The organism is Pseudoduganella sp. R-34 (genome assembly GCF_049904655.1).
Taxonomy (GTDB): domain Bacteria; phylum Pseudomonadota; class Gammaproteobacteria; order Burkholderiales; family Burkholderiaceae_D; genus Rugamonas.
In genome coordinates, this window is sequence record NZ_CP184572.1 from 667012 (window position 1) to 692597 (window position 25586).

Annotated in this window: 25 protein-coding genes; 16 read left to right on the top strand and 9 right to left on the bottom strand. The window is 64.3% G+C overall.

All coding sequences use genetic code 11. From position 1 onward, the window contains the following. Nucleotides 1-5: 5 nt before the first annotated feature. The 15 genes from ACN9MW_RS03190 (at nucleotide 6) to ACN9MW_RS03260 (ending at nucleotide 15854) form a co-directional block, all read left to right on the top strand. The gene (locus ACN9MW_RS03190; RefSeq protein ID WP_426167509.1) at nucleotides 6-2132 is read left to right on the top strand and encodes an amidohydrolase family protein; all 2127 of its coding nucleotides are present in this window, start codon (nucleotides 6-8) and stop codon (nucleotides 2130-2132) included. A 37-nt stretch (nucleotides 2133-2169) separates the two neighbouring features. Then, nucleotides 2170-2604: a type II secretion system major pseudopilin GspG gene (gene gspG, locus ACN9MW_RS03195; RefSeq protein WP_426167511.1), complete on the top strand. Its 435-nt coding sequence runs from the start codon at nucleotides 2170-2172 to the stop codon at nucleotides 2602-2604. Beyond that, nucleotides 2576-3070: a GspH/FimT family pseudopilin gene (locus ACN9MW_RS03200; protein WP_426172107.1), complete on the top strand. Its 495-nt coding sequence runs from the start codon at nucleotides 2576-2578 to the stop codon at nucleotides 3068-3070. Before gspG ends, ACN9MW_RS03200 begins: the two co-directional genes overlap by 29 nt. Nucleotides 3071-3073: 3 nt before the next feature. Then, entirely contained in the window at nucleotides 3074-3436 is a 363-nt protein-coding gene (gene gspI, locus ACN9MW_RS03205) for a type II secretion system minor pseudopilin GspI (RefSeq protein ID WP_426167513.1), read from the top strand. Beyond that, the gene (locus ACN9MW_RS03210) at nucleotides 3433-4104 is read left to right on the top strand and encodes a PulJ/GspJ family protein (protein WP_426167515.1); all 672 of its coding nucleotides are present in this window, start codon (nucleotides 3433-3435) and stop codon (nucleotides 4102-4104) included. The genes gspI and ACN9MW_RS03210 overlap by 4 nt, the downstream gene beginning before the upstream one ends. Next, nucleotides 4101-5081: a type II secretion system minor pseudopilin GspK gene (gspK, locus tag ACN9MW_RS03215; RefSeq protein ID WP_426167517.1), complete on the top strand. Its 981-nt coding sequence runs from the start codon at nucleotides 4101-4103 to the stop codon at nucleotides 5079-5081. Before ACN9MW_RS03210 ends, gspK begins: the two co-directional genes overlap by 4 nt. Before the next feature lie 19 nt (nucleotides 5082-5100). Beyond that, nucleotides 5101-6333, top strand: a complete 1233-nt coding sequence (gene gspL, locus ACN9MW_RS03220) for a type II secretion system protein GspL (protein WP_426167519.1) — start codon at nucleotides 5101-5103, stop codon at nucleotides 6331-6333. Beyond that, nucleotides 6333-6851: a type II secretion system protein GspM gene (gene gspM / locus ACN9MW_RS03225; RefSeq protein WP_426167521.1), complete on the top strand. Its 519-nt coding sequence runs from the start codon at nucleotides 6333-6335 to the stop codon at nucleotides 6849-6851. Before gspL ends, gspM begins: the two co-directional genes overlap by 1 nt. Beyond that, nucleotides 6848-7621, top strand: a complete 774-nt coding sequence (locus ACN9MW_RS03230) for a type II secretion system protein N (protein ID WP_426167523.1) — start codon at nucleotides 6848-6850, stop codon at nucleotides 7619-7621. Before gspM ends, ACN9MW_RS03230 begins: the two co-directional genes overlap by 4 nt. After that, a complete protein-coding gene (gene gspD, locus ACN9MW_RS03235; RefSeq protein WP_426167525.1) occupies nucleotides 7621-9828 on the top strand; it encodes a type II secretion system secretin GspD in 2208 nt (735 codons plus the stop codon). Before ACN9MW_RS03230 ends, gspD begins: the two co-directional genes overlap by 1 nt. 9 nt (nucleotides 9829-9837) lie before the next feature. Beyond that, nucleotides 9838-11262 carry a type II secretion system ATPase GspE gene (gspE, locus tag ACN9MW_RS03240; protein ID WP_426167527.1) on the top strand — a complete coding sequence of 475 codons (1425 nt, stop codon included), beginning with the start codon at nucleotides 9838-9840 and terminating at the stop codon, nucleotides 11260-11262. Between the two features lie 3 nt (nucleotides 11263-11265). Further along, the gene (gene gspF / locus ACN9MW_RS03245) at nucleotides 11266-12486 is read left to right on the top strand and encodes a type II secretion system inner membrane protein GspF (RefSeq protein ID WP_426167529.1); all 1221 of its coding nucleotides are present in this window, start codon (nucleotides 11266-11268) and stop codon (nucleotides 12484-12486) included. 15 nt (nucleotides 12487-12501) lie between these two features. Beyond that, entirely contained in the window at nucleotides 12502-13077 is a 576-nt protein-coding gene (locus ACN9MW_RS03250; protein WP_426167531.1) for a type II secretion system protein N, read from the top strand. A 77-nt stretch (nucleotides 13078-13154) separates the two neighbouring features. After that, a complete protein-coding gene (locus tag ACN9MW_RS03255) occupies nucleotides 13155-15359 on the top strand; it encodes a patatin-like phospholipase family protein (protein ID WP_426167533.1) in 2205 nt (734 codons plus the stop codon). Between the two features lie 117 nt (nucleotides 15360-15476). Then, entirely contained in the window at nucleotides 15477-15854 is a 378-nt protein-coding gene (locus ACN9MW_RS03260; protein ID WP_426167535.1) for a hypothetical protein, read from the top strand. Nucleotides 15855-15884: 30 nt separating this feature from the next. Here the strand turns inward: ACN9MW_RS03260 and ACN9MW_RS03265 are convergent, their stop codons facing one another. The 9 genes from ACN9MW_RS03265 to ACN9MW_RS03305 all read right to left on the bottom strand — a co-directional run bounded on the left by ACN9MW_RS03265 (nucleotide 15885) and on the right by ACN9MW_RS03305 (nucleotide 23995). Continuing rightward, a complete protein-coding gene (locus ACN9MW_RS03265; protein WP_426167537.1) occupies nucleotides 15885-16088 on the bottom strand; it encodes a hypothetical protein in 204 nt (67 codons plus the stop codon). After that, a complete protein-coding gene (gene hslU, locus ACN9MW_RS03270; RefSeq protein ID WP_426167539.1) occupies nucleotides 16088-17422 on the bottom strand; it encodes an ATP-dependent protease ATPase subunit HslU in 1335 nt (444 codons plus the stop codon). Before hslU ends, ACN9MW_RS03265 begins: the two co-directional genes overlap by 1 nt. Then, complete coding sequence (hslV, locus tag ACN9MW_RS03275; RefSeq protein ID WP_426167541.1) at nucleotides 17419-17961, bottom strand: ATP-dependent protease subunit HslV; 543 nt, start codon at nucleotides 17959-17961, stop codon at nucleotides 17419-17421. Before hslV ends, hslU begins: the two co-directional genes overlap by 4 nt. A gap of 62 nt (nucleotides 17962-18023) precedes the next feature. Then, the gene (locus ACN9MW_RS03280) at nucleotides 18024-19358 is read right to left on the bottom strand and encodes an STAS domain-containing protein (RefSeq protein ID WP_426167543.1); all 1335 of its coding nucleotides are present in this window, start codon (nucleotides 19356-19358) and stop codon (nucleotides 18024-18026) included. A gap of 103 nt (nucleotides 19359-19461) precedes the next feature. Next, complete coding sequence (gene dksA, locus ACN9MW_RS03285) at nucleotides 19462-19905, bottom strand: RNA polymerase-binding protein DksA (protein WP_057265949.1); 444 nt, start codon at nucleotides 19903-19905, stop codon at nucleotides 19462-19464. Between the two features lie 72 nt (nucleotides 19906-19977). Further along, nucleotides 19978-21024 (bottom strand): CobW family GTP-binding protein, encoded by a 1047-nt coding sequence (locus ACN9MW_RS03290; protein ID WP_426167545.1) that lies wholly within the window; start codon nucleotides 21022-21024, stop codon nucleotides 19978-19980. Nucleotides 21025-21116: 92 nt separating this feature from the next. Further along, a complete protein-coding gene (locus ACN9MW_RS03295) occupies nucleotides 21117-22061 on the bottom strand; it encodes a tyrosine recombinase XerC (protein ID WP_426167547.1) in 945 nt (314 codons plus the stop codon). A 19-nt stretch (nucleotides 22062-22080) separates the two neighbouring features. Next, nucleotides 22081-22752, bottom strand: coding sequence for a DUF484 family protein (locus ACN9MW_RS03300; protein ID WP_426167549.1), 672 nt, complete (start codon nucleotides 22750-22752; stop codon nucleotides 22081-22083). 148 nt (nucleotides 22753-22900) lie between these two features. After that, nucleotides 22901-23995: a porin gene (locus ACN9MW_RS03305; protein ID WP_426167551.1), complete on the bottom strand. Its 1095-nt coding sequence runs from the start codon at nucleotides 23993-23995 to the stop codon at nucleotides 22901-22903. Between the two features lie 298 nt (nucleotides 23996-24293). Here ACN9MW_RS03305 and ACN9MW_RS03310 point away from each other — a divergent pair, with 298 nt between their 5' ends. Beyond that, nucleotides 24294-25541: an SEL1-like repeat protein gene (locus ACN9MW_RS03310; RefSeq protein ID WP_426167553.1), complete on the top strand. Its 1248-nt coding sequence runs from the start codon at nucleotides 24294-24296 to the stop codon at nucleotides 25539-25541. The last annotated feature ends 45 nt before the right edge of the window (nucleotides 25542-25586 follow it).

A 25586-nucleotide genomic window follows, 5' to 3' on the forward strand; every position in this document is an offset into this window, starting at 1 on the left:
CATCAATGAAGCGAGTTTCCGCCGTCCTGGCGCTGGCGATTGCAAGCGCGTTCAGCGCACAGGCAGCCGTCACGCAAACCACGCGCTACGTCATCATTTCCGAGAACAACGGCAAGCAGATGGGCGAGCAGGTGGTGGAAAACCACGACGACGGCCTGACCAAGGTTCGCTACATTTACAAGGACAACGGCCGCGGCCCCGAACTGACGGAGGAATTCCGCCTGGCGCCGGACGGCACCATGTCGCAATACCACGTCAAGGGCAATTCGACCTTTGGCGCCGTGGTGGACGAGGTCTTCGAACGAAACGGCGACAAGGCGCAGTGGAAGTCCACCACCGAACAGGGCGCGAAGGATGTGCGCGGCCCGGCCGTCTATGTAGCGCTGAACGGCAGCTTCGAAGTCGATTCGCGTGCAATCGCCGCGCTGGCCAGGACGCCGGATGGCACCATCCCGCTGCTGCCATCGGGCACCCTGAAGCAGGTCGTGCTCGATGAAGTGCAGGTTGCCGGTCCCAAGGGCCAGTCGCAGCAGGTGCAGCTGGTGGCACAGACCGGCCTTGGCCTGAGCCCCAAATTCCTGTGGATCACCAAGGGCGCCAATCCTTCCCTGTTCGCCGTCATCGAGCCTGGCACCTATGTGTTCGCCATCGAAGGCTGGCAGGACAACGGCAAGGTCCTGGCCGAGCGCCAGAAAAGCGCCGAAGCAAACATGCTGAAAGACCTGGCGGCCAAGCTGCAGCACCCGCTGCAAGGCCTGACCGTGGTGAAGAACGCCCGCATCTTCGACAGCAACAAGGCCACCGTCGGCGCGCCGTCCGACGTGTACGTGCTGCGCGGACGCATCGCCGCCATCATGCCGGCCGGCTCGCCGGTGCGCGGCGCCGTCAACGAGATCGATGCCGCCGGCCGCATCATGCTGCCAGGCCTGTTCGACATGCACGGCCACATCGGCCGCTGGGAAGGCGCGCTGCACGTGGCCGCCGGCGTAACCACGCTGCGCGACATGGGCAACGACAACGCCCAGCTGCAGATGATGATCGACGAGACTTCCGACGGCAAGCTGCTGGCGCCGCAGATCGTGCCGGCCGGCTTCCTGGAAGGTGAAAGCCCGTATTCGTCCAATGGCGGCTTCGTGGTGAAAACGCTGGAGCAGTCCAAGCGCGCCATCGACTGGTACGCCGAGCATGGCTATCCGCAGCTCAAGATCTACAACTCCTTCCCGAAAGAGATCCTGAAGGACACCGTGGCTTACGCCCACTCGCGCGGCATGCGCGTCTCCGGCCACGTGCCGGCCGGCCTGCGCGCCCAGCAGGCGCTGGACGCCGGCTACGACGAGCTGCAGCACATCAACCAGGTCATGCTGAACTTCCTGTTCAAGCCGGGCGTGGAAACGCGCAGCCTGGAACGCTTCTACCTGCCGGCTGAAAAAGTGGCCGGCCTGGACTTCAATTCGAAGGAAGTGAAGGACTTTGTCGCGACCCTGAAGAAAAAGCAGATCGTGATCGACCCGACCCTGGCGACCTTCGCTTTCCTGAAGCAGAAGGATGGCGACGTCAACGAGCCATGGGCGGCAGTGGAAGGCAATATGCCGCCCGACGTGGCGCGCGGCTTCCACGTCGGCACCATGAAGATCCCTGATGCCGCCACCCAGGCGCGCTACGAGAAGTCTTTCGCCAAGATGGTGCAATTCGTCGGCACCCTGCACAAGGCCGGCGTGCCGATCGTGGCTGGCACCGACGACCTGGCAGGCTTCACCCTGCATTCGGAACTGGCCCTATTGGTGAAAGCCGGCCTGACCCCGGCCGAAGCGATCCAGATCGCGACCCGCAACGGCGCCCGCTACACCCGCACCAGCGCCGACCGCGGCAGCATCGAAACCGGCAAGCTGGCCGACCTGGTGCTGGTCGACGGCGACCCGACCAGGAATATCGAAGACTTGCGCAAGGTATCCGCCGTCATCACGCGCGGCCAGGTGATCTATCCTAAGGAAGTGGACGAGGCGCTCGGCATCAAGCCTTTCGTCCGAGATTTGCCGGGGTTGCAGCCGTTGGAAGCTGTACCTGCCAATATAGCGGGTTCGAACGACGGCCTGTTGCGCCGCGCTGGCGCAATTGGCCGCAAGCACGATTGAATCACTTATACTGCCAGTTTAATTTCTAATGAATCTTATGCAAAAACCAAGCAAACGCCGCTCCGGCGGCTTCACGCTGATCGAAATCATGGTTGTCGTTGTGATCATGGGCGTGCTGGCGGCACTGGTGCTGCCTAAGGTGCTGGACCGCGTGGGCCAGTCCAAGACTGCCGCCGCCAAGGTCGAAATCTCCACCATCATGCAGGCGCTGAAGATGTACAAGCTGGATAACCAGCGCTACCCGACTACCGAGCAGGGCCTGCAGGCCCTGATGGCCAAGCCGACCGCCGGCCCTGCCGCCAATGGCTGGAAAGCGCCGTACCTGGAAAAAATGCCGAAGGACCCTTGGGGCAATCCGTACCAGTTCCTGTCCCCGGGCGTAAAAGGTGAAATCGATGTGTTCTCCTATGGCGCCGACGGCCAGCCAGGCGGCAGCGGCGACGATGCAGATATCGGTTCCTGGGAAATCTAAGCGTTCGGCAGCGCACTCGGCGGGGTTCACGCTGATCGAGCTGCTGGTGGTGCTGGTCATCATCGGCATCACGCTCGGCCTGACCGTGATGAATGTCGCGCCGTCCCAGGCGCAAGCCATGCAAAAGGAAGCGCAGCGCATCGCGCTCCTGATGCAGCTGGCGCGCGACGAAGCCATCGTGCGCAACCGGCCGATCGCCTTCGAAGCGGGGCAGGACAGTTACCGCTTCCTGGTGCGTAACGACAAGACCTGGGAAACGCTGCCGCAGGACGACCTGCTGCGCGAACGCCCATTCCAGTTCACCCCGATCACGCTGCTGCTGGACCCGCCGACCAATGTGCCCGGCACCATGCGCATCGTCTTTGGCCGCGAACCGGTAGACCGCCCATTCACGCTGACCATGGCCAGCGGCGATTTGCGCGCCATCATCCGTGCCGACGGCGTCGGCCATTTCACGGTGGACTGAAGAATGCGGCAAAAAGGCTTTACCCTGCTGGAAGTTCTGGTGGCGCTGCTGATCGTCTGCACCGCGCTGGGCGCCGCCTTGCGCGCCATGGGCAGCCTGACCCAGAACAGCGAAGGACTGCGCACCAACATGATGGCCATCTGGTCGGCGGAAAACCGCATGGTGCAGGTGCGCCTGGCCAAGGTATGGCCGGCGCCAGGGAAAACCACCTTCGAGTGTCCGCAAGCCGATTTCAATTTCATTTGTGAAGAAGTGGTGTTCACGCTGCCGAATCCGCGCATGCGCCGCATCGAAGTGAGCGTCTATGAAGCCAGCGCGCCGGAACGGCGCATCACGTCGTTGAACCAACTGGTGCTGCAGGAATGAAGAACGCGCGCGGCTTTACCCTGATCGAACTGCTGGTGGCGATCACCGTGCTGGCCATTGTCGCCGTGCTGGGATGGCGCGGGCTCGATGGCATTGTGCGCTCGCGCGAACAGCTCACGCAGAACATGGAGCAGACACGCGGCACCCAACTCACCTTCGCCCAGATGCAAAGCGACCTGGAACAGATTGCCGACAAGCCCCTGCTGCGCGAGCGCCAGAATCTGCTGGCCGAGAGCAACCGCCTGGTCTTCGTGCGCACCGTGATGGTCGAGAATGCCGCTTCGCAGCTGCAGGTGGTCAGCTACACCATCCGCGAGGGCTTGCTGTCGCGCACCGAGTCGCGCGGCGCGCGCGACCTGATCGAGCTGGACGCCCTGTGGAAGGCCGCGCTGGAACAATCGGGGCCGCAGTCGCCGGTCGGCCTGCAAAGCGGCGTCGCCAGCATGGAATTCCGGGTATGGGAGGGCGGCGGCTGGCGCCAGCCGAACAATTCCACGGCTTCGCCTGCCGATGGCGTGAAATGCGCCGATCCCGACCCGAACAAGTGCAAGGACATCAACCCGAGGGCCGGGCCAAAGGCCGAAGGCCCGACGGGGCTTGAAATCTCGCTGCAGATCCAGGGCCAGCCGGCGCCCCTGGTCAAGGTTTTCCAGCTGGGGTCCGTATGAAACGACGCTTCCAGTCCCGCCAGCGCGGCGTAGCTGTTGTTACGGCGCTACTGTTAACCACCCTGGCCGTGACGATCGTGGCCAGCCTGTTCTGGCAGCAGCAGGTGCAGGTGCGCTCGATCGAGAACCAGCGCCTGCATTCCCAGACGCGCTGGATCGTGCGTTCCGGCCTTGATCTGGCGAGGCTTATCCTGCGCCAGGACATGCTCGATAGCCGTACCATGACGCGCGCCGACGGCCTGTGGGCCACGCCGCTGGCGGAAACCCGGCTCGACGACTTCGTCAAGCGAGAAAAGATCGAGGGCGAAACTTTCGACGCGACCATTTCCGGACAGAATTACGACGCACAATCGCGCTACAATCTTGCGAATCTGGCCAGCACGACTGGCGCCGGCGGCATCAACAAGAAACAGGTGGCGGTATTTGCGCGGCTGCTGCAAGTCCTGCAGCTTGACCCTGCGCTGGCCAAGGTGGTGGCGACCCAGGTGGCGCGCAGCGAGGGCGCCGGCCTGCTGCAGCAGCCACCCGGCGGCACGCCGACGCCGGACGTCGAGGCTGTAGCGCCGGGCAGCGGGCAGCCGATGAAGATGCTGCGGGCCGAGGATTTGCTGTCGGTGTCGGGATTTGACCAGAAAGCCATCGACAGGCTGCGCGATTTTGTCGTCGTCCTGCCGGCGGCGACGCCGATCAACGTCAACACGGCGCCGGCGGAAGTGCTGGCGGCTCTGATCAACGGTTCGGTGTCGGAGGGGCAGAACCTGGTGGTGGCGCGCAAGCGCGCTCCCTTCCTCAACGTCAGCAACTTCAAGCAGAACGCCGGCAAGGCGCCGCTGCTGCAGGACAGCGACATGGACTGCCGCAGCGACTACTTCCTGGTGATGAGCCGGGTGAAGCTGGATCGGGCGGAGCTGGTGTCGTGGTCGTTGATCCATCGCGACCAGAACGGCACCCAGGTGGTGTGGATACGGGAAATTTAAGGAACAGGGAAGGCCAGCTTTGACAACACTCTACATTCGGTATCCGGCCCGCGCCGCAGCCGCCGACAACGGCGTGCCGGCAAGCTGCCAGTTCGCGCTGGTGGGCGACGGCGGCAACGTGATGCAGCAGGGCGCCGGCGCGCTGGGCAACCTCGGCGAGCTGGTGTCCTCGGCGCGTCGCGTGGTGCTGCTGCTGGCTGCCGCCGATGTCTCGCTGCTGAAGGTCAAGATGCCGCCGCTGTCGGGCGCCCGGCTGAAGGCCGCCCTGCCCAACCTGGTGGAAGAACAGGTCCTGGGCGACCCAGCCGACTGCGTGCTGGCCCTGGCCCCCGCCAGCGGCGACAGCGACGAGCGCGTGGTGGCCGTGGCCAACCGTGCCTGGCTGGAAGTGCTGGTCAAGGCACTGGTGGCGCAAGGCGCGCATGGCGTGGCGGCGCTGCCGGTGCAACTGAGCCTGCCGCTGGCGCCGGGCAGCGTGTCGGCGGCCCTCGGCGTGGACGATGCGGGCCTGGAGCTGACCCTGCGCACCGCGCCCAACGAAGGCCTGGGCCTGACCCTGCCCAATGCCCCCGAACCTGCGCTGCACACCCTGCGCGCCCTGGCCGGCGAAGCCCCGGTCACGCTGTACGTGGCGTCGGCCCAGCGCGCGGAATATGCCGCTGCGGCAGCCAATGTGCCGGGCATCACGGTTGAAGAAGACAACTGGGCGCACCGCATCGCGGCGGCGAAAGCGGTGCCGTTCGACCTGGCTGCCGGCCTGGGCGCCGTCAGCGGCGCCACCGCCCGCGCCTGGGCGCGCTGGAAATGGCCGTACCGCATCGCCGTCGCGGCTGTGCTGGTCAATATCGTCGGCATGAACTGGGAATGGATGCGCCTCAAGCGCGAAGCAGACGCCGTCAGGCAGAACATGGTGCAGGTGTTCCGCGCGGCTTATCCGAACCAGCCGGTCACCGGCGACCCGGCGGCGCAAATGCGCCGCAATATCGCCGTGGCGCGCGCCAGCAGCGGCGGCGGCACGCCTGATGAATTCACCAATATGAGCGCGGTGCTGGGCGAAGCGCTGGCCGTGCTGCCCAATCGCGAGGCGGTGGCAGGCATCGAGTACAAGGAACGCAGCATGACGGTCAAGTTCAAGCCGAACAGCGTCGACGCCAACGCGCTGGCGCAGGTACAGGCCGCGTTGGCCCAGCGCAAGATGAGCGCCACCGAAAGCGGTCCTGGCGTGTGGCTGGTGAAGGCGGGGGGCAAATAATGGCAAAACTGAACGACGCCATGAACGGCTACCGCGCCGCTGCCGACGCCTGGTGGGCCGCACGCACCGAGCAGGAACAGCGCATGCTGGCCGTCGGCGGCATCGTGCTCGCCCTTGGCCTGGTGTGGGGCGTGCTGATCGATCCGGCGCTGAGCGGCCGCGCCAAGCTGCAGAAGGAGCTGCCGCAACTGAACCAGCAGGTGGCGGAGCTGCAGGCGCTGGCCGGCGAGGCCACCCAGTTGGCGGCCCAGCCGCCGGTGCAGCCGCAGCCCCTGAGCAAGGACGGTGTGGCGGCGCGGCTGCAAGCGGCCGGCCTGGCCACGCAAAACCTGGCAGTTACGGGCGATTACATTAAAGTGGAATTCAAGGGCGTGCCGTTTGCCGGCCTGGTGACCTGGCTCGATGCGATGCGGCGCGAACAGCGCGTGGTGGTGCAGGAAGGCAGCATGACGCAGCAAGGACCGGCTGGCCAGGTGGACGCCAACCTGACCCTGCGCCAGGAGTCTTCCCCGCAATGAAGCGCGCAGTCTTGTGGTTGCTGGCCATAGTGCTCAGCGCAGGCCTGACGGTGCTGGTGTTCCTGCCCGCGAGCTGGATGGGGCAAATGGTGGAAAGCCAGAGCGGCGGCCGTTTGACCCTGGGCGATGCGCAGGGTACGCTGTGGCGCGGCTCGGCCTTCATCGGCGGCGCCGCCAGCAAGGATGGCGCGGTCACGCCGCTGCTGCCGGGACGCTTCAGCTGGCGCCTGTCGCCGCTGGTGCTGTTCGGCAGCGTCGACATGGAACTGCAAAATCCGGACGCCCTGACGCAGCCGGTCACGCTGCGCGGCGGCTGGAACAGCTGGGACGTGAGCCCGGCGGCCCTGATGCTGCCGGCCGACGGCCTGGCGGGGCTGGGCGCGCCATTGAATACGCTGGCACCAAGCGGCCGCATGAAATTGTCCTGGACTTCGCTGCACCTGGCGCGCGAAGGGCAGGCGGTGTCGCTGAACGGGCGCACCACGCTGGAAATGCAGGACATGTCGTCGCGCCTGACGCCGGTGAAGCCCCTGGGCAGCTACCAGCTGGCCTTCGACTGGAAGGGCCAGCAAGCCGCGCTGGCGTTGAATTCGCAGCGCGGCCCGCTGCTGTTAAGCGGTGCGGGAAAGTTTGCGCAAGGCCGCCTGGAGTTTTCCGGCCAGGCGGAAGCAGCAACAGGATTTGAAGACCAGCTTGGCGGCTTGTTAAGCATGCTGGGCCAGCGTAAGCCAAACAGCGTTAAAAACGTCATTGCACTAGAGTTCCGATAATGAAAACACACACTGCAAGCCCAACCCCCTTCCCGGCGCTGCGCCGCCTGAGCGCTGCCGCGCTGCTGTGCTGTGCGCTGGCGCCCGCCGCCGCTCCGGTGCCGGCCTGGGCTCAGCCCAATGACGAAGCCGCGCTGAATTTTGTCGGCGCCGACATCGAATCGGTGATCAAGGCCGTCGGCCACTACACCAACATCACCTTCCTGATCGACCCCCGCGTCAAAGGCACGCTGACCCTGGTCTCGGAAAAATCCATCACCAAGTCGCAAGCCTTCCAGCTGCTGGCCTCCGCGCTGCGCCTGCAAGGCTATGCCATCGTCAGCGGCGACGGCTACGCCAAGGTGGTGCCGGAAGCGGAAGCCAAGCTGCAGGCTTCGCCGACCGTGATCGGCGGCCAGAAAAGCCCGCAGGGCGACCAGATCGTGACCCAGGTATTCCACCTGAACCACGAGAACTCGGCCAACCTGGTGACCGTGCTGCGCCCCCTGATCACGCCCAACAACACCATCAACGCCAACCCGGGCAACAACACCCTGGTGATCACCGACTACTCGGACAACCTGAGGCGCCTGGCCAAGATCGTGGCCTCGCTCGATGCGCCGTCGTCGGCCGACCTGGACGTGGTGCCGGTGCGCTACGCCATCGCCAGCGACCTGGCCGCCATGATCAACAAGCTGATGGAACCGGGCGCCGGCGGCGACTCCGGCCGCGTCACCCTAGTGCCGGACCCACGCACCAACTCGCTGGTGGTGCGCGCGCCTTCGGCCGCACGCGCCAACCTGGCCAAGTCCCTGATCTCGAAACTGGACCAGCCGACCGCGCAAGCCGGCAATGTGCATGTGGTCTACCTGAAAAACGCCGAAGCGACCAAGCTGGCGGAAACCCTGCGCTCCGTGGTGTCGGGCGACGGCGGCAGCAGCCAGTCCGGCAGCAATAGCGGCAGCCTGTCTTCGCTGGGCGGCGCCGGCAGCGGCAACAGCCAGATGGGCCAGTCGGGCCTCGGTTCTTCCTCGCAATCGGGCAGCGGCCAGAACGGCCCGAGCAATCCTGCGCTGCAAAGCGGCAGCCGCAGCGGCTCGCAGTCGTCCGGCGCCGGCGGTTCGGCAGGCTATATCCAGGCCGACGCCACCACCAACACCCTGATCATCACCGCGCCGGAAGCCGTGTACCGCAACTTGCGCGCCGTGATCGACCAGCTCGACGTGCGCCGTGCACAGGTCTACATCGAGTCGATGATCGTTGAAGTGAACGCTGAAAAGCTGTCCGAATTCGGCGTGCAGTGGGCGGGCCTGAGCGGCAACTCCGGCAGCACCTACCGAGTCGGCGGCGGCACCTCGTTCGCGACCGATTCGGGCAACAACATCATTAATCTGAATAACATCGCCAACACCACAGACATCACGAAGCTGACTCCACCAGGCGCTGGCCTGACTCTGGGCGTGTTCAAGCAGCTCGCCAACGGCAAGTTGGGACTGGGCGCGATTGCCCATGCCCTTGGCTCGGACGGCGACAGCAATATCCTGTCAACGCCGAACATGATCACGCTTGATAATGAAGTGGCGACCATTAAGGTAGGCCAGAACGTGCCGATCGTGACCGGTTCGTTCACCACCACTTCGGGCACTAACAATAACCCGTTCCAGACCGTGGATCGCAAGGACATCGGCATTACCCTGAAAGTGCGCCCGCAGATTTCCGAAGGCGGCACCATCAAGCTGGCGATCTACAACGAAAGTTCGAGCATCGACAATAGCGTTCCTTCGAGCAGCGGCCTGATCCTGAAAAACCGCGTGATCGAGACCAATATCCTGGCTGACGACGGTCAGGTGCTGGTCCTCGGCGGCTTGATCCAGGACGACACCAGTGAAGGCGTGGAGAAAGTTCCGGGCCTGGGCGACATTCCTTTGATCGGCAACCTGTTCAAATACCAGAAGCGCCAACGCAAGAAAACCAACCTGATGGTGTTCCTGCGCCCTGTAGTGGTGCGCAACCGCGAGCAGCAAACGAGCCTGACGGCCGACCGCTATGACTTTATCCGCGCCTCGCAAGAAGCGTCGAAGCCAGAACCGAGCATGGTGGTGCAAGACCTGGGTCGTCCAACCCTGCCGCAACTGGTGAACGGCGAGCCGAATGGAGGCGGCCAGATGGTGCGCCCGATTCCGCCGGCGCCGCACACCGTGCCTGAACAGAAGCAACAGCAACAGTAAAAGCGAGCAATGACCAACCTCCTGCCCTATGCCTTTGCGCGCGACTTCCTGGTGCTGGCCCAGCCCAGCGCCGAAGCCGAGCACGCGGTCGATGTGATGATGTCGGCCGCCACGCCTGCGTCGGCGATTGCGGAAGTATCGCGCCGCTTTGGCCGCATCAACCTCAAGCACCTGTCGCGCGCCGACCTGGAGGCGGCGATTGCCACCGCCTACGCCAGCGCCAGCGGCGACGCCTCGCAGGTGGCGGAGGAATTCGACGCCGACCTGGACCTGACCAAGCTGCTGCAGGACGTGCCGGCCATCGAAGACTTGCTGGAATCGTCCGATGACGCGCCGGTGATCCGCATGATCAATGCCCTGCTGACGCAAGCCCTGCGCGACGGCGCCTCGGACATCCACATCGAGCCATTCGAACAGACCTCGGTGGTGCGCTTCCGCGTCGATGGCGCGCTGCGCGACATCGTGCGTCCGCGCAAGGCGATCCACGGCTCGCTGATCTCGCGCATCAAGATCATGGCGCAGCTGGACATCGCCGAAAAGCGCTTGCCGCAGGACGGCCGCATCACCTTGCGCGTGGGCGGCAAGCCGGTGGACGTGCGCGTCTCCACGCTGCCGACCGGCCACGGCGAACGCGCCGTGCTGCGCCTGCTGGACAAGGAAGCGGGCCGCCTCGACCTGTCCCACCTCGGCATGAGCGAAAAGATGATGGGGCAGTTCAACAGCCTGATCAACCAGCCGCACGGTATCGTGCTGGTCACCGGCCCGACCGGCTCCGGCAAGACCACCACGCTGTACGCCGCGCTGTCCATGCTGAACAACACCTCCACCAACATCATGACGGTGGAAGACCCGGTCGAATACGACCTGCACGGCGTGGGCCAGACCCAGGTCAACGCGCGCATCGACATGACTTTTGCCAAGGCCCTGCGCGCCATCCTGCGCCAGGACCCGGACGTGATCATGATCGGCGAGATCCGCGACCTGGAAACCGCGCAGATCGCGGTGCAGGCATCGCTCACCGGCCACCTGGTGCTGGCGACCCTGCACACCAACGACGCCGCTGCCGCCGTGACCCGTTTGCTGGACATGGGCATCGAGCCCTTCCTGCTGTCGTCCTCCCTGCTTGGCGTGCTGGCGCAGCGCCTGGTGCGCAAGCTGTGCCCGAGCTGCAAGACATTCGACGGCACGCAATGGAAAGCCGTGGGCTGCGAACATTGCGGCAATACCGGCTACCAGGGCCGCGTTGGCATCTACGAGCTGCTGCAGACGGACGAACATATCCGCGCCCAGATCCACGACCGCACCTCGGAAGCGGAGATCCGCGCCACCGCGCAGCAGCAAGGCGGCATGATCACCATGCGTGAAGACGGCGAGCGCTGGCTGCAGCAGGGCGTCACCACGCCGGCTGAATTGCTGCGCGTGACGAAGGACTAAGCGATGCCGGCCTTCCGTTATGAAGCCGTCGATGCGGCAGGCGCCAGCAAGAAGGGCGTGGTCAACGCCGACAGCGCCCGATCCGCGCGCGCCGACCTGCGTTCGCAGGGCCTGGTGCCGATCAAGGTCGACGCCATTGCGGCGCAAGTGGACGCCAGCGGCGCCGCGTCGCGCCGCGGCTTCGGCGAAAAGCTCAGCACCACCGAACTGGCGCTGTTCACGCGCCAGCTGGCCAGCCTGCTGGAAGCGGGCCTGCCGCTGGAGCAAGCCTTCACCGCGTTGCTGGAGCAGGCCGAGCGCCCGTATGTGCGCGACCTGGTGGCCTCGATCCGCTCGGAAGTCATGGGCGGCTCTTCGCTGTCGGACGTGCTGTCGCGCCATCCGCGCGACTTCCAGGAAATTTACCGCGCGCTGGTGGCCTCGGGCGAGCAGATCGGCCAGTTGTCGCGCGTGCTGTCGCGCCTTGCCGATTACATCGAACGCCGCAACGCGCTGGTGCAGAAGGTCAAGCTGGCCTTTACCTACCCGGCCATCGTGACCGTGGTGGCCTTCCTGATCGTGATCTTCCTGCTCACCTATGTGGTGCCGCAGATCGTGTCGGTGTTTGCCAATACCAAGCAGAAGCTGCCGTTGCTGACCGTGATCATGCTGGCGATTTCGGACTTCGTGCGCAGCTATGGCTTTGCCGTGCTGGGCATCCTGATTGCTGGCGGTTTCGTGGTGCGGCGCATGCTGCAGAACCCCGACATCAAGCTGCGCTGGCACACCTGGCTCCTGACGGCGCCGCTGTACGGCAAGTTCGAACGCAGCCTGAACACCTCGCGCTTCGCCAGCACGCTGGCGATCACCACCGGCTCGGGCGTGCCTATCCTGCGCGCACTGGAAACCAGCCGCGACACACTATCCAACGTGGCCATGCGCCAGCTGGTCGAGCAGGCCAGCGATTCGGTGCGCGAGGGCGCCAGCCTGGCGCGTTCGCTGTCGGCGCAAAAACACTTCCCGCCGATGCTGATCCACATGATCCGTGCCGGCGAAATCACCGGCGAACTGCCCGCCATGCTGGACCGCGCCGCCAGCGCACAGGAATCGGACCTGGAGCGCCGCACGCTGACCATCGCCGGCCTGCTGGAACCGATGCTGATCCTGGCGATGGGCGTGGTGGTGCTGCTGATCGTGCTGGCCGTGCTGATGCCGATCATCGAAATCAACCAGCTCGTGCGCTGAACCTGGAGAATTGAATTGAAACGTTTGCCTTTGATCTGCAGTGTGGCCGCCGTCGCGGTGCTGTCTGCCTCGCTGGCCTATTGGGGCATGCAGCTGTTCAAGCCCAAGCAGCGCCCGATTGCGGCGGTGCCGGTGGCCCAGATGCCGGAAGCGAACATGGACGCGGCGCGCGGGCTGTTTGGCGGGAACACCGCGGTGGCTGTGGTGAGCAACTACCAGTTGCGCGGTGTGGTGGCCGATACGCGTGGCCACGGAAGCGTGGCGATCATTTCGGCTGACGGGCAGCCGGCCAAGGCTTTCCCGGTCGGTTCCGAGGTGTCGCCTGGTGTCAGCGTGAAGGAAGTGCAGCCGCGTCATGTGATCCTGATGGAAGGCGGCGTGCAGAAGCGCCTTGACCTGATGAGCGACCAGGGTGTGAGTTCGACCGGTGGCATCGTCGGGCCGGTTGGCATGGGCGGGCCGCAGGAGCCTCCGCCAGTCCCCCTGCCGCAGCCGGCCACGCCAATGGCGCCGCCGCCAGTGCAGATGGCGCCGGCGCAGCCGCCAACCATGTCGGCGCAACCGACCGGTGGAGCGCCGCAAGCGCGATGAAGCGCTTAATATTTGTCCTAGCTTTATGCACGGGCCTTGCCTGCGCAGCCGAAAACCCGGAAAGCGGGGTCAGGCCCATGGGGCAGACCCCTGACACGCGGCAGTCGCTGGCAGGTGTCGGACCCAGTGGGTCTGACACAGGGGTGCCGGTTTCACGCCGCCCTCGCGTTGCCCTAGTATTAAGCGGCGGCGGCGCCCGCGGCTTCGCCCACGTCGGCGTCCTGCGCGCCCTGCAACAAATGCGCATCCCGGTCGACATCGTGGTCGGCACCTCGATGGGCAGCGTGATCGGCGGCGCCTGGGCCGCCGGCGCCTCCCTGAAAGACCTGGAAACCATGGCCGCCACCACCGACTGGGACAGCGTGGTAGCCGACCGCCCCGCACGTGACGAGCTGCATTTCCGCCGCCGCGACGAAGACATCCAGATCCCGTCGCGCATCGAATTCGGCATCACGCGCCACGGCGTGCTGGGCCCGCCCGGCGCCGCCAGCAATGCCGCGCTGGAAATGGCCCTGCAACGCCTGCTGCCGCGCGGCACGCGCGACCTGCCGGTCAGCCAGTTGCCGCTGCCGTTCCGCTCGGTCGCCTCCGACCTGCTGACCGGCGAACTGGTCGTGCTCGACAACACGCCGTTGTTCCAGACCATCCGCGCCTCGCTGGCCGTGCCGGGCGTGTTCGCGCCGGTGCGCATCAAGGACCACCTGGTGGTCGATGGCGGCCTGGTTCGCAACCTGCCGGTCGACATGGCGCGTGCCATGGGCGCCGACATCGTCATCGCGGTCAACGTTGGCACCACGCTGGCGCCGGAAAAGGAATTGGGCAGCGCGCTGGGCGTCGCCAACCAGATGCTGCAGATCCTGACCGAACAGAACGTGCAGCGCTCGCTCAGCGAGTTGCGCAAGGACGATATCCTGATCGCCCCCAAGCTGGATGGCATCACTTTCCTCGATTTCTCCACCTGGGAGAAAGCCATGGCCGCCGGCGAAGCGGCTGCGCGCGAGCTGGAGCCGCGCCTGGCTGCGCTGGCGCTGCCGGAACGCGAGTACGTCAGTATGGAAAGCTTGCGCCTGGCGACGCCGGCCGACTCGGATCGTCCCGTCAAGCTGGCCAAGGTACAGGTCCAGGGTGCGCGCGAAGTGAATCCCGAAGTGCTGGAAAAGCAGTCCGGCCTGGTGATCGGCCAGCCGACCACGCGCGAGCAGGTGCGCCAGGCCGCCGTTGCGTTGTACGGCCGCGGCGACATGGCGCGCGTGGAAACCGATATCGACGACATGGATGGCGAACGCACTGTCACCATCCGCGCCACGGAAGCCGAATGGGCGCGCAGCCGCATGCGCGTCGGCCTCGAGCTGGCCAGCGACTTCCGCGACTCGAACAATTTCGCCATCAAGGTGATGCACGTGCTCTCCGCGCTCAATAGCTGGGGCGGCGAGTTGCGCACCGAGGGGCGCCTGGGCAATGAACGCGGCCTCGGCATCCAGTGGTGGCAGCCCTTGGGCGCGGGTTCGCAATGGTTCGTGATGCCGTCGGCGCAAGTTGGCAGGATTGCCGGCGATATCTTCCAGAAGGAGCGGCGCATGGCGCGTGTGGCCTACAGCACGCGCGCCGCGTCATTTGCGCTGGGGCGGCAGTTCGGCAACTGGGGCGAACTGTCGGTCGGCGTCACGCGCCAGGCCAACTCGGTGCGTCCGCTGATCCCGCAAGACCCTGCGGTTCCCGTGAACCGCGTGTACAACAGCAAGACTTTCGCCCGCTTCCGCGTCGATACGCTCGACTCCCTGGCCTTCCCGACACGCGGCACCCTGATCACCATCGGCCGCGAGCAAACGCCGGGCAGCGGCAAGAGCGTGGGCACGGGCGGCGTCAACTGGGGCGCGACGGCGCTGCAGGCTTTCGAGTGGAACGACTGGGCCGGCCATGTATCGGCGGAGTGGGCCAAGGCGCAAGCCGGCGCTTCGCCGGTAACCCTGGGTGGCTTCCTGCGCCTGTCTGGCACGCCGACCGATTCGATCCAGGAACCAACCATTTTGCTGGGCCGCCTGGTGCTGGCGCGCCGCATCGCAGCGTTGCCGAGTGCGTTCGGCGGCACCATGCGTGCCGGCTTCTCGCTCGAGACCGGCGGTGGCTTTGACCGCGGGACCAGCGCGACCGGCCGCGCGCTGAAACAGGCGGGAAGTGCATTCCTGTCGGTGGAAACCCGCTTCGGCCCCTTGTTCCTTGGCGCCGGCGCCACCCGCAGCGGCGAAGAAACCCTCTACCTCTTCCTTGGCCCGGTCTGGTAAGCCGGCCTCCCACTGGTGAGAATTCGATAGGCTTATAGCAATATTGTTTGATAAACTAGGTTGCTCAGGGGTAACTGCCTCCCCAGCCATCATATTCGTGTGGAAAAGAACTCTATTATGAAAAGCAGGCTTTTAGCGGCCGCCGCCGTGTTCATCTTCATTTGCCAGGGCAGCGCCATGGCAGCCGAGTTTGTCGATGAGGTAAAAGAATTCCGCTCGACAAATAAGGAAGCAAGCGCAGACATTTCCGAAATTGCCAGAAAATATATCGCAGCGGGCCAATCGCAAGAAACGGTCGAGCATTACTTGAAGGCTCAGAAGTTCAGCTTGAACTACCAGCCGGTTGCCGCCGGCAAGGTGCAGACGCTGGTCGCCGTCCACGCCGGGAAAGGTGCGGACAGCATCGGATTTCACGACGAGATCCGGGTCATCGTCACTTTCGAGCATGGCGTGGCCAAACGCGTCAACAGCAGGTTGATTTATCGCGCACTGTAATTGCCGGCGCTGGTTGGCGGAAAGGCGGCGCTATTCGTCGTCGGCGCCGGACAGCTTCTTGTCGATCAGCTTTTTGGCAGACTGGCGGTCGGCGGTGGTGCGGTTCTTGTCGTGCGGCCCCGCGGCGCGCGCCTTGGCCAGCGCCGCAATCGGATTGCGGGGCTTGCCAAAGTGTTGCGAGGGCTCGACGCGGATCCGCATCTTCTGCCGCGTCGCCAGTTGCTTGTTAGCCATTACAGTACGTAGCGTGACAGGTCTTCGTTGACGGCCAGCGCATCCAGCCGCTGGTTCACATAGGCTGCATCAATGGTGAGGTTCTTGTCGCCGGTTTCGGTCGCCGTGTAGGAGATCTCTTCCAGCAGCTTTTCCATCACCGTGTACAGGCGGCGTGCGCCGATGTTCTCGGTGCGCTCGTTGACCTGGAAGGCAATCTCCGCCAGGCGATTGATGCCGTCCGGCGCGAATTCCAGCTGCACGCCTTCGGTCGCCAGCAAGGCCTGGTATTGCTTGGTCAGACAGGCGTCGGTACTGGTCAGGATACGCTCGAAGTCCGCAATCGACAACGACTCCAGCTCAACGCGGATAGGGAAGCGGCCCTGCAGCTCGGGGATCAGGTCCGACGGTTTTGCCAGGTGGAAGGCGCCGGAAGCGATGAACAGGATGTGGTCGGTGCGCACCATGCCGTACTTGGTGTTGACCGTGGTGCCTTCCACCAGCGGCAGCAGGTCGCGCTGCACGCCTGCGCGCGAGACGTCGGCGCCGCCCACCTCCGAGCGCGAAGCGATCTTGTCCACCTCGTCCAGGAACACGATGCCGTTCTGCTCCACGTTGGCGAGCGCCTTCTTCTTCATCTCGTCTTCGTTGACCAGCTTGGCCGCTTCCTCGTCCAGCAGGAATTTCATGGCTTCCTTGATCTTGACCTTGCGCGCCTTCTTGCGGCCGCCGCCCATGCCGGAGAACATGGACTTGATCTGCTCGGTCATTTCCTCCATGCCCGGCGGCGCCATGATTTCCATGGTCGGGTTCTGCTCGGCCAGTTCGATCTCGATTTCCTTGTCGTCGAGCTCGCCCTGGCGCAGGCGCTTGCGGAAAGTCTGGCGTGTGGCGTCGTCGGTGCGCGGCTCGGCCGAGGCATTGGCAAAGCCGAAGTCGCGCGGCGGCGGCAACAGGATGTCGAGGATGCGGTCTTCCGCCGCATCTTCGGCGCGGGCGCGCACCTTGGCCATTTCCGATTGGCGGGTCTGCTTCACGCCGATCTCGATCAGGTCGCGGATGATGGTGTCGACGTCGCGGCCCACGTAGCCGACTTCGGTGAACTTGGTGGCTTCGATCTTGATGAACGGCGCGTCGGCCAGCTTGGCCAGGCGGCGTGCGATCTCGGTCTTGCCGACGCCGGTCGGGCCGATCATCAGGATGTTCTTCGGGGTGATTTCATGGCGCAGCGGTTCTTCCACCTGCTGGCGGCGCCAGCGGTTGCGCAGCGCGATGGCGACGGCCTTCTTGGCCTTGCCCTGGCCGACCACATGCTTGTCGAGTTCGCCGACGATTTCTTGAGGGGTCATGTTCATGCTGGGTCCAGGGTCTCGATAATGTGGTTCAGGTTGGTGTAGATGCACAGCTCGCCAGCAATGGTGAGCGACTTCTTCACGACTTCGCTTGGGGACATGTCGGTGTTCTCGATCAGGGCCTTGGCAGCCGACTGGGCATAGCTGCCACCGGAGCCGATGGCGCCGATGCCGCCTTCCGGTTCCAGCACGTCGCCGTTACCGGTGATCACCAGGGTGGAATCCTTGTCGGCCACCAGCAGCATGGCTTCCAGGCGGCGCAAGACGCGGTCGGTGCGCCAGTCCTTGGCCATCTCGACCGAGGCGCGCAGCAGGTTGCCCTGGTGTTTTTCCAGCTTGGCTTCGAAGCGGTCGAGCAGGGTGAAGGCGTCGGCGGTGCCGCCGGCAAAGCCGCACAGGACCTTGTTCTGGTACAGCTTGCGCACCTTGCGCGCCGTGCCCTTCATGACGATGTTGCCAAGCGTGACCTGGCCATCGCCGCCGATCGCGACATCGTTGCCGCGACGCACGCACAGGATGGTAGTGCCGTGAAATTGTTCCATGTTAATACCTTTGTTGGGGATTAACGCGGTACTTTGGGGCCGAAGCCCCAAAATTCAACTGATCAGTACTTGTGAGGGAAGAGCCGCGCTATATCAGCATAACCCAGCAGGCGCATCAGTGCTGCCACCAGATGGTTCAGGTCGCGGAACTCGACCCGGCGGCTGGCGCCTGCCAGTTCCGCCACCTTGCTTTGCAGGGCGCTGGCGGCGCCGAATTCCATGCGCGCCAGGCGGCCGCAGTCAAAGACCACCACCTGGTTTTCGCTGGCATAGGCGTCGATGGCCGTCAGCAGGGTGCCGATGTCGCCTTCGATCACGGCCGGCAGCATGAAGCGGTCGGAAGCGGCCGCCGTGGCCTGGCGTGGTGCGTTGGCAACCTTCTTTGGCGCGACGAAAGGCGGTGGCGATACCTCGAAGGTGACGCAGTAATCCATCGAGGCTTCTTCGAATTCCTTTTCCTGGTTCAGCAGGCGCAGCAGTTCAAGGTAGAGCAGCCACGGCGCTTCTCCGCCATCGCGGTTGCCGATGGTCAGGATGCAGCGAACCTGCTCCGCCAGCTCGGCGGCACCGACCACGATCAGGTCGCGATCAGCGGCCTGCACCTTCTTCAGGGCCGCCAGCAGGAGGGCGCAGCCTTCCGGGTCGACGCCGTTGACGCGCGAGAAATCCAGGCGCAGCGGCTGCTTCTGGTCCATGCCATCCAGCCGCTCCAGCTGGGCTGCGACGGAAGCGTTCAGGATGCCGGCCAGGCCCAGGGTCGGGGTCACGCCGGAATAGCCGCGCGTTACTTCCGGGGCCTTGCTGTCCGCGCTGGCGGGCGGGACCCAGGACGGCGGCGAGGTTTCATACTGGCTGGCGTAGTCGATCGAGACGTTCTCGAACGATTCCTGGCGGCCCAGTACCTGGTAGAGGTCGAACAGCATCCACCAGACAGTGCGGTCCTGCGCCGAGTCGGGCAGGCTGCCCAGCAGCATCTGTTCGGCCACTTCGGTCTGGCCGTTGGAATACAGGATCGCGATCTCTTCCACGATCGGCGCGCTTTCGGCGGCCGCCGCTTCGAGCGGCATATCCTCGTCGCCCAGCAGTTCGGTGGTGTACTGGTCCAGCAGGGGCAGGGTGGCGCCATCATTGGCGGCAGCGGCGGCAGCTGGCTGCAGCGTGCGCGGCTTGCGGGCCCAGGCCGGCTCCGGTTCGTTGAAGATGTCCGCAGCCATCGCCGCCTCGATGGCATCGATCTTCATGGCGGTGGCGCGGGCGATTTCGCGTTGCAGGTCCGACTGTTGCGCGCGTTGACGCTCCAGTTCGCTGTTCGCGGCCAGGCGTGCAGCGTCCGCATCGTCTGTTTCGACGGCGCGTTCGTCAACCTTGCCTTTTTTGAAAATGGAGAACAGTCCCATAGGATCACTAGTGTAGCCCAACGGAAAATTATAAGGGCGTACCGTACGTGTAAAGAAAAGAAAAAAGCACGCCTAAGCGTGCTTTTTCTCGATTTGTGGCAGTTCAGTCGCCGTACAGCTTCTGTTTCAGCTCACGGCGCTGCTGTGCTTCCAGCGACAGGGTAGCCGTTGGACGTGCGATCAGGCGTGGAATGCCGATCGGTTCGCCGGTCTCCTCGCAATAACCATAGTCGTTATTGTCGATTGCCGCGATCGATTGCTGCACTTTCTTCAGCAGCTTGCGCTCACGGTCACGGGTACGCAGTTCCAATGCGTGCTCTTCTTCGATGGTGGCGCGGTCGGCGGGGTCCGGCACCAGCACGGTTTCGCGCAGGTGTTCGGTGGTTTCGCCAGCGTTCTTCAGCAATTCTTTTTCAAGGTTCTGCAGCTTGTTCTTGAAAAACGCCATCTGGGCCGGATTCATATAGTCCTTGTCGCTCATCTTCAGAATTTCTTCCTCGGTGAGCAGGACTTCTGCGGCGGGGGTCGATTTATTTGCTTTTGTCATGACTTCGCTTACCTTCGATACGACAGAGTTTTCAAATTTCTGCTTGGGTGGCGTCAAAAAAAACGCCTTAGTTTATACCAAACATTGTTCAAGGCCAGTAATAAAGATGTCTTTTGGGAGATTTTTGCCAATAAACACCATTTTGCTTGCCCGTGTCTCGTTTTCACCCCATTTTGCACCCAGGTCGCTGCCCATCAACTGGTGCACGCCCTGGAACACTACTTTCCTCTCTGCGCCCTGCATCAACAATACGCCTTTGTAACGCAACATGCGAGGACCGTACACATCAACGAGACCGCCCAGGAATTCGTCCAGCTTGGCCGGGTCGAACGGGCGTTCGCTCTTGAAGACGAAGGCCGCGATATCGTCGGTATGATGGGCGTGGTGATGATCGTGATGGCCGCAGTGCTCGTCGTGCACATGGCCATGTTCGTGGTCGTGCTCGCTTCCATCGTGAAGGTCCTCGGCCAGGAAGTCGGGATCGATTTCCAGCTTTTCATTCAGGTTGAAGCCGCGCAGGTCGAGCACCTCGGTCAGCGGCGCCTTGCCGAAATCGGAACGGCTGATCGGCGCGCGCGGGTTGATGCGCTTCAGGCGGGCAGTCAGTGCATCGACGGCGGCGGCATCCACCAGGTCGGTCTTGGACAGCAGGATCTTGTCGGCAAAGCCGACCTGGCGCTGCGCTTCTTCGTGCTCGTCCAGCTGCTGCATGGCGTGGCGCGCATCGACCACCGTGACCACGGCGTCGAGCAGGTAGTTAGCGCCTACTTCCTCGTCGATGAAGAAAGTCTGGGCCACCGGGCCGGGATTGGCCAGGCCGGTGGTTTCAATCACGACGCGGTCGAACTCGATTTCGCCGGCGGCGCGGCGCTTGGCCAAATCGCTCAGGCCGACGATCAGGTCGCCGCGCACGGTGCAGCAGATGCAGCCGTTATTCATTTCCACGATTTGCTCGCGCGATTCCTGCACCAGGATTTCGTTGTCGATATTTTCCTGGCCAAACTCGTTTTCGATCACGGCGATCTTCATGCCATGCTCTTCACGCAGGATGCGGTTCAGCAGCGTGGTTTTGCCGGCGCCAAGAAAGCCGGTCAGGATAGTGGTGGGAATCATTGCCATAGTCGTACGAGAAGCATTTGGAATCGGTCGATTATGCCGGAATTCTGGAAATGCTGGCAAATGGGCAAACTTGAGCGGGATCAAGTTCCCGGCTATTTAATTTTAGCCCTTGGATGGGCCTTGTCATAGACCAGCGCCAGGTGCTGGAAATCAAGGGCGGTATACACCTGGGTCGAAGTGATGCTGGCGTGGCCCAGCATGTCCTGCACGGCGCGCAGGTCGCCCGAGGATTGCAGCACGTGCGAGGCAAACGAATGACGCAGCATGTGCGGATGCACCGCGACCGGCGCACCGGCCCGGATGCCGTGGGCCTTCAGCCGCAGCTGCACCACGCGCGGCGTGACGCGCTTGCCGCGCTCGTTGACGAACAGGGCATTGCTGCCATCGGCCGGCGCCGGGCGCACCGCCAGCCAGCGTTGCAGGGCATCGAGGGCGGCGCTGCCGACTGGCACGCGGCGCATCTTGTTGCCCTTGCCGGTCACCACGACTTCCGCGTTGCCCAGTTCCAGCCAGCCCAGCGATGCGGGCTGGCCATCGCCGGCCTTGCGGAATTCGCGGTCCAGGCTGGCCAGTTCGGACACCCGCAGGCCGCTCGAATACAGCAGTTCGAACATGGCGCGGTCGCACAGGCGGGCCGGCTCGCCAGCATCGGCAGCCGGCATGGCAGGCGCCACCAGCTGCACCGCATCGTCGGCCGAGAGGGCCTTGGGCAAGGTCTTGGCCCGCTTGGGCGCGCGCACGCCTTCCACCGGATTGGCGGCCAGCGCGCTGTGCTGGCCCAGCCAGGCAAAGAAGCCGCGCCAGCCGGACAGCTTGCGCGCGATGCTGCGCGCATCCAGGCCGCGGCTATGCAGCTGGGCCGCGTAGCGGCGGATATCGAAGTGGCTGAGGGCGTCCCAGGCTTTGCCGTCGGACAGCGCGGCCAGCTCGCGCAGGTCGCGCCCGTAAGCAGCGACCGTGTGCGCGGACAGCTTGCGCTGGGCGGCCAGGTGGGCCAGGTAGGCGTCGGCCTGTTCGAGCTTGCCGGCGCCGCTCATGGAAGGGTCGGCCTTGATGCTAGGCCAGCAGGGGCGCCAGGGCAACGCTGGCTGTTTCGCCGATGTGGACCAGGAAATCGGTCGCCATCAGGGACGTGAAGCGTTCCGGGTCCGGCGAGCCCATGATCAGCAGGCCGAAGGCCGGGCCTTTGGCGCCGGGCTTGCGCAGCGGCAGGATGACCGTTGACTTGATGCGCTCCGCATCGTCCAGCCAGCGCACCGCTTCGAAATCGTTGTTGCTGCCGCAGTAAGGCGTCAACAGGCTGTTGGCGAACAGGCGGGCATCCTCGGAGACGCCGCTGGCAAACCATGCGCCGGCGAATTCGTCGCTCACGTTGAACAGGCGCAGGGTCGCGGCCGGCACCTGGAAGCTGTCGACCAGGCCTTGCACGATGGCGCGCGGCACTTCGGCATCGTCGCGGGTTTGCAGGATGGCCTGGTTCCAGCTGTGGAAGCGGTTGGCAATGGCGGCATTGGCCTCCGCGTGGCGGGTCAGTTCTGCCATGCGCAATTCCAGAGCCTTGTATTTGTCGCGCATGACTTCCATCTGGCGTTCCTGCAGCGAGACCGCACGCCCGGTCAGTGGGCTGGACAGCCTGACGTCGCCGAGCAGATTGGCGTGTTCTTCGAAGAAGTGGGGATTGTCGGCCAGGTACTGCGCGACGATTGCGGAATCCAGGGTGTCGGTCATTGTTGATGTCACATCGAATGTTGCAGGCGTGGACATTTTAACCGATCCAAACCGGTAAACCAGTGTCAGACCCAAGGGTCTGACACTTAACCCGCGGCGGAAGAGCAGACTGGGTCAGCCCCTTGGGTCTGACCCAGGTTTACCGGTTTTAGAAGTTGTGATGAATACCCAGCGCGTAATGATTCTGGTTAGTATCCGAAGTCGCCGTCGCAGTGAGCGGCAGCTTCTTCTGCGACAGGTCCAGGTACAGATAGGTACGCGGCGACAGGCTGTATTCATAGCCGACCGAGAACTGCTTGGTCTTCAACTGCCCATCCGGGTCCTTCTGGCCGTAGCCGATCAGGAACTTGCCCGGCCCGACAGTGTAGTTCGCACCCAGCATCCAGGAAGTGATGCCGTCATTGCTGGCCAGGATATGGCCCAGGTCCTGTTTACCGTAGTTGGCCATCAGCTTCAGGTCAGGAATCGGGCGGTAATAAGCGCCGATCGAATGCCATTTGACCTCGGTGGCATTGCGTTCGGTACCGGCGTAGATCGCCCACTGCGGCATCGTGCCCGGCGCCATGTACGTAGCGCTGACCGAATACGGATAGGCGCCGGCCAGCGAGCCCACCGGATACTGCGGCGCCGCCGCGGTGCCGCGGCCGACGATCGGAGTCGTCAGGCCATTGTTTTCCTTGCTGCCGATGTTCACATTGAGCTGGAAGCCATTCCACACCGGCGTGTTGTACCAGATGGCGTTGGAGAAGCGGTTGCCGGAATTGCCGGCAATGCCCAGAGGATCGGAGCCGCTGCCCGACAGGGCGGTGCGGTAGCCCGCCACCATGATGTCGGTCTGAAAGCCGGCGGGGTTCGGCATGCCGGACCATGGCTCGAACTGGGTCGTGGTTTCCTGCAGGGAAGTCAGTGCGCGGCCGGCGCGAATGGTACCGAAGCCGCCTTGCAGGCCGACCCGGCTCTGGCCCTGGAACAGCGGACGGGTCACGCCTTCAATGGTGCCGGTATCGGGCTCGAAGCGGATCTCCAGCTGGAACAGCGCCTTCAGGCCGCTGCCCAGGTCTTCCACCCCGCGGAAGCCCAGCTTGTTGTTGTCGCGCTTGGCTTCCTGGACGGCGGAATTGGCTGTATGGGTCGTCTTGGTAATGCCGGCATCCAGCGTGCCATAAATTGTGACCGAGGATTGGGCAAAGGCGGCACTGCTGAAGGCGCCCATCAAGGCCAGGGCCAATAACGATTTCTTCATGTGTTCTTCCTTTTTATGAGTCAAACCGGGTACAGGGATGCTTATACGATAAGTGCAGACAGCGCCGTATTCGGGCCGATTGGTCATCTACCTGCACGAAAAAGGGTCAAAACCGTCCAGTGCTGTTGTATTTTTGAAACGCTTGCCAGCCTGTTCATTTAGTGAAAGAGCTGTAAGGAAGCCGAAAGCTAGGGCTGTCACATTTGTCACATATCAAAAAGTCCGGGAGTCATGCGCCAGCGCATAGTGGTGCGGCTACACTGGACATGCAGCTTATTCCTTGGAACCGGATACATCGATGGCAAATCGAGACGAGCTGGTGATTATCAGGGGAGCGCGGTCAGGAGACGCCGCAGCCCAGTTAGCGCTGGGCAAGCTCTACCTTTTTGGCGGGGCCAGCCTGCCACGGAACATGCCGACAGCCTTGCATTGGCTATGCCGCGCCGCGACCCAGGGCGTGGAGGAAGCCTGGCAACTGATTGGCGCCAACATCCCCTTCGAAGTCGCGCAGCCTGCGCGGGCCCAGGCATTGCAGTGGTTCGTGCGCGCCGCGCAGGAAGGTATCCCGGCGGCGGTGCGCGTGCTGGCGCAACTGCGACGCGTCGATCCATCGCCGCCAGCCGCGACGGGCCAGCCGCGCCAGGCCGCCGCGCCAGCGATGCCGCGCGCGGTGCCGGGCCGCGAGGTGCCGTCCAGTGTGCCGGATGCCTGGCGCGCGCTGGAGGCCGAGCCGGATGCCGACCAGGACGAGCTGCTGCGCTTGCGTACCATGGCAGCCCAGGGCGGCGACCGCGATGCCCAGTTGGCGTTGGGCCTGCACCTGGCCCGCATGAACAGCGAGGGCGACCGGGTCGAGTCCAGCAGCGGCACAGTCAACTTCAAGCGCGCCCTGCGCTGGCTGGCCCAGGCCGGCGAGCAAGGGCTGGCCGATGCCTGGTTTGCCATGTCGCGCATCTATATCCGCCCCGAGTTCTCCCAGCGCAGCGCGAGCGAGGCGCAGGCCTGCCTGGAACGGGCGGCGGACATGGGGCATAGCGGGGCGCAGCTGGAATGCGGCATCCATGCCTGGCGCGCGCGCCGTGGCGCCGAGGACAATGATGTGCGGGCCGTGTTCTGGCTGCAAAAGGCGGCAGCCCAGGGCAGCGCCGAGGCGCAGCAGGCACTGGACCGGATCGCGCCGCCGCCACCGCCGGCAGGCTGGGCCGATCCGCTGTTGCCGTTGCTGACGCGTGAAATCCTTAGCAGCCAGCCATTGCTGGCGGCGCGCATCGAGCTGGCGGCCCTGTTCCGCCTGACGCGCGCCGAAGCTTTGCTATTGGACGTGAAGGCGGCCGACCAGGGGCATTGCCTGGTGGTCGATATTCGCGCCAGTTATGGCCGCAGCAAGCGCCGCCTGGTGCTGGTGCGCACCGCGGCGGAGCGGCAGAAGCTGGACCGCATCGTGCGCCTGTTCGAGCAGGTGGATGCGGATATGGAAGGAAATTACCGGCAGCGGCTGTACCGGCTCAAGAGCTGGTTGGGCGCCGACATGATGGCGGCTGCTTGAGAACCGGTAAACCTGGGTCAGACCCCAGGGTCTGACCCAGGTTTA